At 51.1% G+C, this 13,061-nt stretch carries 10 protein-coding genes; 9 read left to right on the forward strand and 1 reads right to left on the reverse strand.

All coding sequences use genetic code 11. The features are described 5' to 3' along the window. Window positions 1–1,074: 1,074 nt before the first annotated feature. The gene (locus BMX66_RS12960; RefSeq protein ID WP_090882879.1) at window positions 1,075–4,575 is read right to left on the reverse strand and encodes an ATP-binding protein; all 3,501 of its coding nucleotides are present in this window, start codon (window positions 4,573–4,575) and stop codon (window positions 1,075–1,077) included. A gap of 876 nt (window positions 4,576–5,451) precedes the next feature. Here BMX66_RS12960 and BMX66_RS12965 point away from each other — a divergent pair. The 9 genes from BMX66_RS12965 (at window position 5,452) to BMX66_RS13005 (ending at window position 13,042) form a co-directional block, all read left to right on the forward strand. Beyond that, window positions 5,452–6,054, forward strand: a complete 603-nt coding sequence (locus BMX66_RS12965; RefSeq protein ID WP_090882881.1) for a recombinase family protein — start codon at window positions 5,452–5,454, stop codon at window positions 6,052–6,054. A gap of 163 nt (window positions 6,055–6,217) precedes the next feature. Further along, window positions 6,218–7,234: a hypothetical protein gene (locus BMX66_RS12970; RefSeq protein WP_090882883.1), complete on the forward strand. Its 1,017-nt coding sequence runs from the start codon at window positions 6,218–6,220 to the stop codon at window positions 7,232–7,234. A 139-nt stretch (window positions 7,235–7,373) separates the two neighbouring features. After that, window positions 7,374–8,084 carry a hypothetical protein gene (locus BMX66_RS12975; protein WP_143058240.1) on the forward strand — a complete coding sequence of 237 codons (711 nt, stop codon included), beginning with the start codon at window positions 7,374–7,376 and terminating at the stop codon, window positions 8,082–8,084. Between the two features lie 356 nt (window positions 8,085–8,440). Further along, window positions 8,441–8,983, forward strand: a complete 543-nt coding sequence (locus tag BMX66_RS12980; RefSeq protein WP_090882887.1) for a hypothetical protein — start codon at window positions 8,441–8,443, stop codon at window positions 8,981–8,983. Window positions 8,984–9,137: 154 nt separating this feature from the next. Beyond that, on the forward strand, window positions 9,138–9,674 hold the full coding sequence (locus tag BMX66_RS12985) for a thermonuclease family protein (protein WP_090882888.1): 537 nt from the start codon (window positions 9,138–9,140) through the stop codon (window positions 9,672–9,674). An 8-nt stretch (window positions 9,675–9,682) separates the two neighbouring features. Beyond that, window positions 9,683–9,943 carry a hypothetical protein gene (locus BMX66_RS12990; protein WP_090882890.1) on the forward strand — a complete coding sequence of 87 codons (261 nt, stop codon included), beginning with the start codon at window positions 9,683–9,685 and terminating at the stop codon, window positions 9,941–9,943. Between the two features lie 520 nt (window positions 9,944–10,463). Further along, window positions 10,464–11,456, forward strand: a complete 993-nt coding sequence (locus tag BMX66_RS12995) for a ComEC/Rec2 family competence protein (protein ID WP_090882892.1) — start codon at window positions 10,464–10,466, stop codon at window positions 11,454–11,456. 39 nt (window positions 11,457–11,495) lie between these two features. Then, entirely contained in the window at window positions 11,496–11,759 is a 264-nt protein-coding gene (locus BMX66_RS13000; protein ID WP_090882894.1) for an efflux RND transporter permease subunit, read from the forward strand. 197 nt (window positions 11,760–11,956) lie between these two features. Next, window positions 11,957–13,042, forward strand: coding sequence for an efflux RND transporter periplasmic adaptor subunit (locus BMX66_RS13005; protein ID WP_090882896.1), 1,086 nt, complete (start codon window positions 11,957–11,959; stop codon window positions 13,040–13,042). The last annotated feature ends 19 nt before the right edge of the window (window positions 13,043–13,061 follow it).

Genomic DNA, 13,061 nt, shown 5'->3' on the forward strand with positions numbered 1-13,061 from the left:
GGATCCCTCGAATTGATGCGGACGATTTCCTAGCTCGATTCGAAATTCTCGGGAATGTCGGTTTGGGTGTGTGGCATTGGGGGTTGCATGATGGGGACGATCTGATATCGGTAATCACCTTTGGAACAACCTGCTTTGGTGGAAAACGAGGCTGGATTGCAAAAGTGGCAATCACAAATGGTGTCCGGGTCCTACAACTCTGTCGTGGAGGTACTTTGCCGGACATTACAAAAGGGGTGCCTAGTAGGGCAATTTCGTTGGCGTGTAAAGCGATGCGCCAAGTCTATGGACCGTTTATCGCGGTTGCATACGCCGATGAGGCTTTAGGGGAAATAGGAACTATCTATCAGGCCTCGGGAGCTCTATACACTGGGATGACTAAGCCAAAAGGCCAAGCAAATTACTTAATAGATGGCAAACTAAAGAGTGCTTGGCAGGTCCGTAGGATCTTTGGTACGCGCGATAGGAAATGCTTAGCCAAAATTGATCCAAACATAAAAGTAATCCTTTTAAAACCGAAGCATCGATATTTGTTTGTGTGCGCACATAAGGAAGTAAAGAAACGGATAATGAATGCCTTAGCTGAATATATTCGGCCTTATCCAAAAAGACACTTGACTAGCTTAGGTGACCCACAGCCCTGCTTACCGCTCTCCAAATCAATAATGACGAATTCTCCGATAACAACAGGGCATCAATGTGTTGAACCTCTGCTTTCGGTAGAAAAATAAATCAGTTCCATTGTCGGATGAGGGATAGGTCTTTTTAACAAGATTTTAAACTGCGCGTGTCATTCTATTGTAAGTTTGGCGCTGATAAATGATTGAATCAGAGTTGGCTAGCAGCAATCAGGGCGATGCTTAAAGATTCGAATGCCACCCTATCCGCCAATGATTTTTTGAAAAACAACGACATACATAGGCTATTGTTTCTAACCCACCATCCAACCCCCCCCCAACTTCTTTACGACTAGTCGATACGACTCTATTCGAGAAGTGGTTTCAAGTCTAGTTAAAACACGAGTGTTATCGCATAGGTCGTCCTTTCGAGTATGCACCTCCTGGTCCAAGGCGATCAACTAGGTAAGGAAACGCGGTGATTGTCTGTACGGCTTTGCACAGCGCGTAGCACCGTCATTTTGAGAGACGCAAGCTGCACAATCCATGAAGAAAAGCCGTCTCCGTGCATCTGTCGCCAGTACCCGACCGACAACTCTGGTCCCCCGCCGCTTAACGCGTTAACTTCCTGGCGCAGGGAGGCTGACTCCGCCATGGATAGCAGTGCTGCGAGCCGTTCCGTCTCTGTATCGATCTCTGCACTGGCGCTAGCAAGCGCCTTACATTCTGCCGGAGGCCGATTATCGGTCGCACAGGCAAATGCATAGATTGCAGATTTCTCAAACAGTGCGGCAGAGAGCGAATCGAAGATTCTGCTCGCCGGGTTTTCCACGGGTATGAGGTCTAGTTCGCCCAGCCACGATATATCCGTCAGAGGGAGCGGTAGGAGCGTATCGATGCCTGATACTGCTTGATCCGGAAAGGGTACTTCGGAAGCAACCGGTACGATGGTAAGCCTGCGCCCAAGCCCGCAGGCCTCCCGAAGGGGTAAGGCAACTTTCGCCAGGGCAGACCACCATTCCTCTAAATTATCCAGAAAAACGATGACGTTGGCTATCAGGTATGGCCATGGACCGGTGGTTTCATGCTCGGGTTGGCAAACAGCCTGAGCACGATAGCCCGCCGCTGCCACAACCCTCTCGATTTCCGCATTCAATTGTTGGGCGGCTCGATCGATATGCTGCTGAATGCTTGCCGAAACCAATCGAAGCACATTATTCCGATTCGCGGACTTCACCAACCGCGGGTTCAATAGATGCGCTTTTGTTTGGCGCGCCCCGGCCGCTCCTATCACCAAGCGTGCCTGTTCCAATATTTCCTTGAGCTGAAAAAGGGAGGGCGGCGGATCGTCTCCCACCAAATCCCAAGGTTCGTTGTAAATAGCACTATCAGTTTGCACAAGAACGTCGGTTATCCGGGAGTAGGCTACGGCAGCCCGTTCCGGCAAATTAAGCAAATCACGTAAAAAATCTGCGGCACAGTGATTGAGGACGCTTTGCAGGTCGGAAACCCCGAGGCCGGACGTCCTACCTTCGACTACTGCTGCATCTGGTGGTCGAACAAGTTCACGAGAGCGATCGTAGATTACGCCCAGCGCTCGAAGATGGCTGTTATCGGCCTTGCCACGCAACATGCTGTTTAGCGTTCGCTCGAGAGCTGGGACAAGGCCGTCTAGAAGTTGAATTGCTTCGCAGAGATACTGGCTCACCCCTGTTGGCGCGATTTGCTGCGCTACTGCGGCAATCCAACGCTTGTTTCGCGTGGGAAACACGTCGGCAAGAAGGTTGTCACGCTGTATACGCTTTTGAACGATTGTATGATCACCCAGTCCAGCCGATTTTCCGTCTGGTGCCATAGCAGTGGAAATGATCAATTGAGCAGTTGGCACAAGAGCCAGCAGAGTCCGGCACAATTCGATCACGGCCTCATGCAAATCGGGCTGCAACCGATCAGAAATGTAGAAAATGTCGGCGCAGGCAGCAAGGCCCTCAGGCTCCTGTCGCAGTATGGTCGGTGATATCCACGGCACTTCACGCTGGAGCCGTTGCAGAAGCGCATCTTGGCCAGCTCTTTCAACCCAGCTTCTTGCTAGTTTCGGTGCGAGCGAACCGGCTGTTTCAAGGAGCGTTACTGCGTCCGCCAATGGCATGTCAAGCAGACCGACATCGCGCTGCCCAACGGTCCTTATCAGCCACTCCGGAAATTCGCTTCCGATACAAGCCGCCAAGAATTCTGTTAGAGCTTCATTACTCGGTTGCTGATGAAGCATCTGTTGCAGCGGTCTCTGGACGTGTTCAAGAAGTGTCAGGCGATATTCCTGATGCGCAGCTTCTCGCAGGAGAGAGGCAGCCTCGAAATGCTGCGCCAATTGTTCGGGCATGAATTCTGCAGTATTAGCGACCGCAAAGGTGGCAGCCATCGTAAACTGTGTCTTGGGGAGATTGAGCCGCTCCACGACCTTCAGCCAGTGCGCCACCGTGTTGCCGATGCTGCCGATATCCAGCCCCCTTAAGATGGCAGCCAAAAGTTCCAGGTTCCCATCCTTGGCTACAATATCGGAAGCTCCCGACATGATCCCGTCCGCGAGATCGGAGTTCATAGCGATCGTGCGCGCTACAAACCCCTCGATTTCGCTTGGAGCAATCAACGCCATTGCCCGACGGACGGTTTGCGCCATCGTAGGTGGGGGCGTTTCGTGAATAATTTCTGCAAGTGCTTTCGCCCGAATTTGGTGCAGACTTGAGATACGGTTTTCCGCCGGGACCATGCAAACTAGATGCTCGTCGATGAGCCGCCGTAAAGCTGCGAAAAGCTCACTCTCAGTTAGCGAAAGGACCGCTCCAAGCAGGCCGACATCGAGCGTAGCCCCTGTTCGACCGGCAACGGAAGCAAGCCGAAGGATTTCCAGTTCTCTGTACCGCTTCTCGCGTAAACGGCGATCAACTTGTTCCGTAAGGACGAGCGAGAGCCTTTCTCCTTGGGACAGGAGGTGCGTGTACTCCAGGAGAAGCCCGCCGGCCGTTTCCCACGGTTCCCGCCAGCTATTCCACTTGGTTCGCTTGCTGGAAGCTAGTTCTGCCCAGATTCGCTTTGCAAGCAAATCGTCCGGTTTTTCTCTAATCTCGATTGCGAGGCTTCGGCGGGCGATAAGCAGCATATCTTCTTCGCGTAGAGACCCGAGTATGAGAATGTTATCTTTTGTTGAGCACTCGCTAGCCAGGGTATCCCACAGGCTGTTACGAGCCCGACCGACGTCATCAAGGACGAATCCGATTGGCATACGTGCAGTTGCTCTAAACGTGGCCGCAAGCCGAAGCAGTTCGGTAACGTGTTCAACGGTAGCGATGTCCCTAATCCTGAACCACCGAATTGTGTGACGGCTTTGCCGCGCGGTTTGCCACATTAGTCCCGACTTCCCGGAACCGGAAGGTCCGGTAATAAGGGCAGCTCTGCGTCGTTCAAGGGCCTCCAGCACGCGCATCGTTGCCTCAGGCCGTTCGGCAAGCAGACCCGCAGCCACGTGTCCCGGTTGGACGTTAGTACCAAGATAGAAGTTTGGATCGTCAAATGGCGTTAGAAAATCGACGGGCTCGCAGTATCCTTTCTTGATTGCAGCATGGAGATCCTCAACCGATATCGTTCCGGCCAGTCTTACGATCTCTTGGTCGATATCCGATATGGAAAACGACAAGAAATCTTTGGGGGCACGCGTTCCGTTGTCGTCGGAGAGGCACCCGACGTGGTCTGCAATCGCTGCAAAGTAGACGCTCGCGGCGATAGGTGCGCACCCCAGCTTGTCCACAAGCAGATCAATGCCGTTTTCCAAGGGCGAGGGCGCGATCAGAATACTTGTCTTTGTAAGCCACTTTTTCGCAAGTCGATGACCTGCGACCAGTGGCTTGAGCGACGTGATGTTTTGCAGTGGATGCAGGGCACTAGGCGGGATTGCAGTACCCACGATCTCCCGTTCTAGAACCAAGATCAGTTGGCTTGGAGACACGGTTGCTGTTTCGGCCCTTGTCCAAAGCTGCCCGACATATTTTGTTACGTCGCCATTGGGTGTGGGTCCCAAGTGGCCGCGTCGAGACTTTATTTGCACGAATGCTGAGCGGTCGAAGCCGAGCAATTCGGCGTCATCACTACCTTCAGGAACGACACCTCCATAGTCGAGGTCGCCGTTCCAGCATCTGACTGCTAACCAAGCGGAGATAGCGTCTTGGTAGCGGAATCCTCGACCCGCATGTGACCCGGAGCGTGAAGATGTGTTCTGCGTTGATCGAGATTTGGGCATGCGTGTCTTTCTAAACGACTAGCTATTATTCCATTGAAGAAATATTGATGTAGCACAATAGAAACGCGCGTCGCCCCAGCGGTACCATTATCAACGCGGTTACTTGCTCTGTTGTTTGCGCTTTGCTCATCCGTTCCATCCATGCCCTTATCTCGAGAGCCATTAAACAGGGAGGTCCGCCTCAGGTTGCGGGTCATTCATATTATTGCCCATAGGCACGCTCACTCTGTCACAATCATTATGGAAATTTTTTAAGCGACCCAGAATCTCCCGCGCGAATAAGGGCCCGCGGCGCATTTTATAGAACTCAGCAGTATTTTCTACTGTACGGAGCTACACCTGAGATTAGTTGGGTATTATGCAGAAAGGACGGCTCTTCTTTACGCGCAAAAACGGTCGTTTGTCGGAGATGAGTAGCGGAAAGGAAAAATACCTATTTTTGGCGTGTTTCTTCCTCCCAAAACTATATCTTGAAATATCCCCTCCGATAAGTTAGGATACTGATGAGTTTCAGGAGAATAACCACTTTTTAGAGGGAGCAGAATGAAAATTGGCTATGCGCGGGTAAGTACTCAAGAGCAGGATTTGGCTCTACAGCTCGATGCCTTGGCTAAGGAAGGGTGCGAGAAGATTTTCCAGGAGAAAGCCTCAGGCGCACAGCGGGACAGGCCTGAGTTAAAAGCCGCCCTTTCCTACATGCGGAAAGGCGATACATTGGTTGTCTGGAAACTTGATCGGCTTGCCCGCTCCATGAAACAGCTTATTGAAACAATTGAATCGTTCCAGGACGAGGGTATAGGGTTGAAATCCATACAGGACCCCATCGATACCAGTTCACCGAGCGGAAAACTTGTCTTCCATATTTTCGCAGCATTGGCCGAATTTGAACGAGGCGTTATTCGTGAGCGAACGACTGCGGGGTTAAGAGCCGCCCGGGAACGTGGACGTGTTGGTGGCAGGCCTCCTGCGCTCTCACCCAGGGATCTACAAGCCGCCAAGGCCATGCTAAAGGATTCAAATATTACTGTTGCTGCTGTGGCTCATCGATTAAACGTGGCGGCATCCACGTTGTACCGCCATATTCCCCATGCGAGAAGTGCGAGCCTAGAGGCAGAGGAAGGCAGGGTTATTGTAGCGACGGAATGATGAGAATCGGCGAGACAGACGGGAAACCGGGTTATCGGTGTGAGCGGATACCGATTCACTCGGTCGATATGGAACGTCGAAGCAAAAATAACTCTCATTATTTAGGCGTCCCATCGTAAAAACACCTGCCTATCAGAAATGCTTTAACCGCAGCATAAACAAAATGGAAAATGAAGATGGGAGGCTCTCCCTTGACCTCGATTTGACGTATCTGGGGTACCGGGGCGAAACGCTTCCGTTTCGAATCAGCCTTCGTGCCGATGCGCTACCGCAACTAATAGATGCCGCTGCGCATGGCGACCGTATCTACGAGCTTTTTTCGATATGCAGGCACGGCGATATCAAGCGTTATTTGTGGGTACGGGCTATAGAAGCAGCTGAGAGGATAGCCTGCCGTTACCAATGGATAAGCGAAGAAGCTGGGTGGCCGAAAAAAGAATGCCACTACCCCAAATGGGATAATGCCTTCTATTTAACCTGGGACGAACAACCCGAGGAATGTGCCTGGCATTGGGGGAAACGGCGGCCGGAAATCAAGGAATTCGTTGACTATTGGTTTGATCGCGTTCTGGCAGCAAAAGAATTATTGCGACAGTCGGGGGACATATTTACTCAGCGCGAAATCAGCCTCATAGACAGCAGCAAGCACGACTACGAATATGAAACAGAGAGGCCGTTTGTTCTAACGCCGCCGGGGACCCGATATATCCCGGTAAAGGATCAATATCCTGAATGGTTTTATGAATATTTGGCTCAAATCCTGGGGCAGTGTGAGATCGGCTCCGTATCCTATCGCTCAACGGATCTCAGGACGTTTCGCCTTATGTGTGCAGAACAATTAAAGCGATGCGTCGACACGAACCAAGACCCGAAAACGGTATTTCCAGTAAGCGTTATGAATCTGAGAATGTCAAATAAGGACTACTTTCCGCGAGCGAGCCGTTGGGGTGGATACGCGCTTTATTCGGAGGAAGGGCTGGGTTATGGAGATTTGTTAATCGACATGGATCGGCAGGTCGGGTGTCCACCCAAGGTTTTGTATGAACAGTATTATCGCTGCTTCTCCGATCAGTGGCCTCTTTACATCCTGACCGACGAGGAGATGGGGGAAATCAGGGGTTACAAACGTAAGGTCCTGAGGGAAGCATATCTGTTTCTATATAAAAAGCTGCTCCGATAATCACCCTATAGGGCTACACAACCCGCCCTGGTGAAAACCGTACAGATTTGTAACGTTGGATTTGCATGTCGATCATTTGGGTCGGCTGGGGTTAGCCAAACAAGTATTCCAGTAACAGCTGATAGAAACGAGACTATTAATGAAAAAACGAGGGCTTTTCAACTTCACCCCGTTTGCAGAATTGCCGCGACGGCGACGACGGGACCTCTACGTCAGCCTGCGCTGGAGGATCATGCAGGAAGGCAGTAAGTACGGCGGAAAGTTCACCAGTGATCTGGTGCTCGATGAGCCAGGCCGCCCGAAGCTATATAAACAGTGGTTCGAAGTCTATTTTCTTGGAACCGACGGGGTCACCATTTGGAATGCCACGATCTTTACCGCGACTTACGAATTCTGGAACAAAACGAGGAGCGTGGCCTCTGAGCGCGCGTTTTCGCTTCTATCCGAAAAGCAACAAAAACAGGAGGGAAGACTGGAGTGGGAAGGCCCGTTTAGAAGTAAAGATGGGGAAAAGTATTACATGATGGCTGAGCGACCAAAGCAGGCTTATGATTGTTTCGGCGGATTGACGCTGCGCGAATATCAAAGCAAAAGAGAGATGGAAATTATAGAAAATGAGCCGCCGGCGATTTATGAATCATTTGAGTGCGACGGCAATTATGAGTATGGGATCGGTTTGCGGGCGGTTGTCCAGGCGGACGAAATCAATCGGGAAGTGATCGATACAACCATCGACAGATTTCGCGAAGTCGGCGAAGCTGACTGGCAAAGCGGACAACCGGTCCAAAGAGAAGTATTGCCGTTTGAAACCCAGGAAATGGCGCTGTCCAAAGTTAAATATACTATCTAAGCGCATGCGCCATGGCAATAGACCATTGGCCTTTGAGCGCCAGTAAGACTCGATGGAGCTACCTCTTCCGTGCCAAAAGCTCGGGTGTGACCATGGGTTACATGAAAGAATAACCGGTACCACCTCATCCGCCTGATATATTTGGTTCACTTTAGCCGCGAGCATGGGGTCTCCTGACTGGACGTTGTTTCAGGATTGGCAGCATATGTAGGCTGTTGGCCAATGACAGCGGGTGCGAGTTCGCTCCCACTCTAAAGTACCTGAACACAACCTGTCTGCTGGCGCTCTTCTCTTTCCCATGTTCCAGCGCACCACCTTGGCGATCGCAAAACTCGCGCATTAGGAGTCAAGCAATCTTGTCGTCCGGCAAAGCTCATGGAATCAACCGCGCGTACCAGGTTACGTGTCGGGATGTGCTGACTCATCGCCAACCAGAGCTCACGTCTTGGTGCGATGATGGTATCGATATTCCATTCAGGCTTCCGGATACAACGTGGACTTTTGACGTTGCGCTCACTGCACCCAACGGGTCGGTAGTCGTAGCCGAATGCCGCCGCACCATAGGACCGGTGAAGCAGGAGGACATCGCTGGCTTCGCGCTCAAGGTTGAGAGCCTGCGTCGAGCATTAGCACGCCCTGTTTCTGCCTTTTTCTTTACCAAGTCCGCTCACCAGCTTGGTGCGGTCCGCGTTGGGCGTTTCTATGGGGTAGAAGTCGCAATCCTGGCTGAAGATGCTCACCCTCCCGGGTTTAACATGATCTTCCTCGCATACGACCCCGCACGTGACAAGGCGTTGCGTCACTTCATCATGCACTGCACGCCTGGCGAGTTCAAAGTTACTGGCACTGACGCTTGCCTTACATATACCAAACGTGATGGCACCTCCGAATCCCGATAGAGGCAAACCGTTCTGCGTCTCAAGCCAATAGGCATCAGCTTATTAAGTAAACCAAACCATCTTTTTCGTTGCCTCCTCAATTAGCATGTCACCAGTTGTAGTATTTGTTCAAATGTCGTCGATAGGTCAGCCATACATTTTATCCAGGCTCAAAATGCCACACTTTAACCCCGCATTGAAATTCACACTCGTAGCGGTATTTGGCCTCTACCTGTCAACCACACAAGCTGCAACGTTCAGTGGAAAGGTCGTGGGGATAGCAGATGGGGACACGCTTACCGTTCTGACCGCCTCGAAGCAGCAACACAAGATACGCCTGGCTGAGATAGATGCTCCGGAGAAGCGCCAGCCATTCGGTACCAAGGCAAAACAATCACTCTCAGACTTGTGTTTCGGCAAGGAAGCGGAAGTCTCTCCACATGTGAAAGACCGCTATCAGCGAATCGTGGCCCGCGTTAAATGTGATGGCGTGGATGCCAATGCAGAACAGGTTAATCGCGGCATGGCTTGGGTCTATCGTCGCTACGCGAAGGACCATGATTTGTATGTGCTGGAGCATGGCGCGAAAGCGGGCAAGCGGGGACTATGGGCCGATTCCTCTCCTACTCCACCTTGGCAATGGCGAAAAACGTGGCAATGTGCGGCAGATTTGAACAATCCGGAACTCGCAAATATTACGCCCGTGCGCTAGGCGCAGACATGAGCAATGATCTAAAGTGGGCCGGTGGCGACCATATTGCTTTGTATAACATCGCGCCTGGCCAGTGCCCCTGGATGATAATGCTGCACGATCGTAGACTGGATTTTATCGGCCATACCTGGGGCTATCGGACTCCTGAAGAAGCTGCTGCAAAGAAAAAACCATGGATATCCGTTACGTTGTCCGCATTTCTCGGTCTCTTCATCCTCTCGCACAAATTCAATCGGCTGGAGTATGAAACATTCATGCTGCAGGGTTAACCCGCATCTCTCAAAAATACCAGCTGCATAGCAGCCCGAATCATGAGAAAGTCGTTTTACGAGAATGGCTTGAATCATGGCGCCGACGGCCGGCACCAGATTCTGCGTGGTATAGGTGAACTCATCGCGCCAAGCTTTGTAATGAGTGCCTCCGCTTCGGTCAGCACTTCCCCCTCTAGCACTTACCCCTCTCATACGGAGCTCTACAGTCGCTCACACTTTTTGACTTGAATGGTTCAGGTTGAGGTATTCACAAATTGACCACCTATACTTCATAGTTCTCTTACAAGGGGTGTGATACTTTGATCTCACTCCGGCCGTTGGCATCCTTTAAACCCATGCTGATCAGTCGAAGAAAGGCCAATGTGGAAGTGCCACGTTTGACCGCTGAATCGATCATTCGCATTTCATAATCGCCAGTCTACCAGCCGTTGCAGCGTGATAGCACGCAGCTAGACGCTCTCAGTGTGCGAGTTACCTGTTTTATCTTGGAAGGGGGAAAACTTGGAAGCTCATCACCATGCAACTCACCATCCATACGATTGATGTCGAGCAGGGAGAAAGTGCGCTCGTGGTTGCGGCAGACGTGACAGCCGGGCGACACCGGACGATATTGATCGAGGGCGGACTACTCGGGTATGCCGAGACAGTCCAAAACTTTATCGATCCCATTCTCAGAGGTTACGTGTACTCCCTCGATCACGTTCTCGTCAGCCACTACGACAAGGACCATTCAGGAGAAGTCATAGGGCTCCTCAATGCGGACAACATGCGAGTCGTAAGCGAGGCCATCTCGAACTCGGTGGCAAAAGCGGCGCAATGGGCTGCAGCAGGCACCCGTCCCCAGCAAATCGCCTGCGGAGCCGTCGCCGCATCGGCAACGATCCTCGGAGCCTGCAGTCGGAACGTGAACCAAATCCTAGCAATGTGCCAAGCTGTTTTCCCCCGGGCTGCCGGGAAGACAGACGACGAAGCGGCCGAGCTTGGATTTAACTATGCGCTGGAGCATACCAACAAGGTTCAGGGCTTTCCCGCTCTTGAAGTCGGCAAAACTGGAAGGCGCAGAAATATTGCAAAAATATCCGCGGTCGCTGCGGCGATTGCCATCGCATCGGGAAACAATCCGGCTGCCGCAGCCTTCGGCGCCATCTTCCTCCTGATTGCCAAAACACTTCCCAATCAGCTGCGGCTCGATACCGGCCGATACTGTAATGTCCATATTATCGATATCGAGCAACCAATCTGGCCATCACACGCTGTCGGAGTGTATGCCGACAGAGCACTCGGGCAACACATAACGAAGGACGAGATTTTCAGGAACAGCGGGACCAGTACGACTCTCCCTTCCCCCCATTCTCCCGGGATATTCTGCCGGGTGATCAGCTTCTGGGTTTGGCAAGGGATGGGCAGTAATCCTGTTCAGACCGTCTGGAGGCGCAAGGCGGGAGACTGCAAGTCCAACCTTGTAAGGATTTGCGAAAGAATTATCTCATCCTTACGTGCAATATTCTAGGTAAATGAATTTTACCGAAGGCATAAGAGGGAACATAGTATGAACCAGATCGTAATTATCGCGCTACGGAAACCTTACACCTTCGTGGTTCTTTCCATTCTGATCGTCATATTTGGAGTCAGGGCGATACGGCATACGCCAACGGACGTCTTTCCCACTATCAAGATTCCCGTGATCTCCGTAGTCTGGGCTTACGCCGGCATGTTGGCGCTGGACGTGTCCGGTCGTATCACTTTTTACTTCGAACGCTTCTTGACCTCGACGGTGGAAGGTATCGCGGACATCGTCAGCCAGGCGTACTAGCCATGGCGTCAGGATACGCCAAGAACCAAGACACTTTTTATCCTGCTATACCAATCATGATGAAATCACTAAACAACCGCCAGCTAAAGCTGGTGGGCTAGAGACAATGACTAAAGTCAAGGCGCGGTATTCAGATCGATCCACGACAAATCCAAGTCGCTGTTTAACCTGTTTTAACCAACCTAAACGGCATGAAAATGGTCACTAAATTATCCGTCGTTCTAGGCTTAATCGCCACTCTGGTATTGAGTGGATGCCAAAAAACCGAGACACATGAAGAAATGCCAAAATATGCGGCAACCACACCATTCCGTGAAGACACTTCCATCTTGGAACCCTATGTCTGTCAGATTCATGCCATCAGACATATTGAAGTCCGCTCTTTGGAAAAGGGCTACTTAACCCATATTTTTGTAGACGAAGGGCAATGGGTAAAAAAGGGACAGCCCATGTTCAAAATCATGCCCAACGTCTATCAGGCAGAACTTCTAACTGCGGAAGCCGAAGCGCAAAATATGAATATCGAATACCTCAATACCAAGGCCTTGGCTGATAAGAATATCGTATCAGCCAATGAATTGGCTTTGGCAAAAGCAAAATTAGATAAGGCCAACGCGCAGGTGAACTTGGCGAAAACCCACTTGGGGTTCACCGATATCGGAGCACCTTTTGATGGGATTACCGATCATTTGGCTGTTAGGATCGGCAGCCTTCTGGATGAAGATGATTTGTTGACGGAGCTGTCTGATATCGCCCATTTGTGGGTCTATTTCAACGTCCCGGAAGCTAAATATTTGGATTTCATAAGGCGCGAAAACGGCAAAACCAAAGAAACAGTGCAGTTAAGGATGGCAAATGGCGAGATTTACAATCATACGGGGGTCATTGAGACAATTGTAGGTGATTTTTATAATACCTCCGGCAATATTCAGTTTCGTGCCTTGTTCGAGAACCCGGACAGAGTTCTCAGGCATGGTCAGACAGGAACAATCCTAATGACCATACCTTACCCAAACGCCATGCTCATCCCTCAAAAAGCGACGTTCGAAATCATGGATAAAATCTATCTCTACGTCGTCAACAAAGAAGAAAAAGTGGAGCAAAGGCTTATCCATATAGAGGCCGAATTGCCCCACATGTTTATTGTTAAAACTGGCCTGAATGACGGCGACAGGATTTTGATCGAGGGTATACGCAAAGTTAGTCCTGGAGAGAAGGTGATGATCGATTTAAAGCCACCCCAAGAGGTTCGCTCAGAGTTGATGAAATTGTATACCGAGTAACCTTTTAGTCAGGACTAGG

The sequence above is a fragment of the Nitrosovibrio sp. Nv6 genome (genome assembly GCF_900110495.1).
In the GTDB taxonomy this organism is placed as follows: Bacteria; Pseudomonadota; Gammaproteobacteria; order Burkholderiales; family Nitrosomonadaceae; genus Nitrosospira.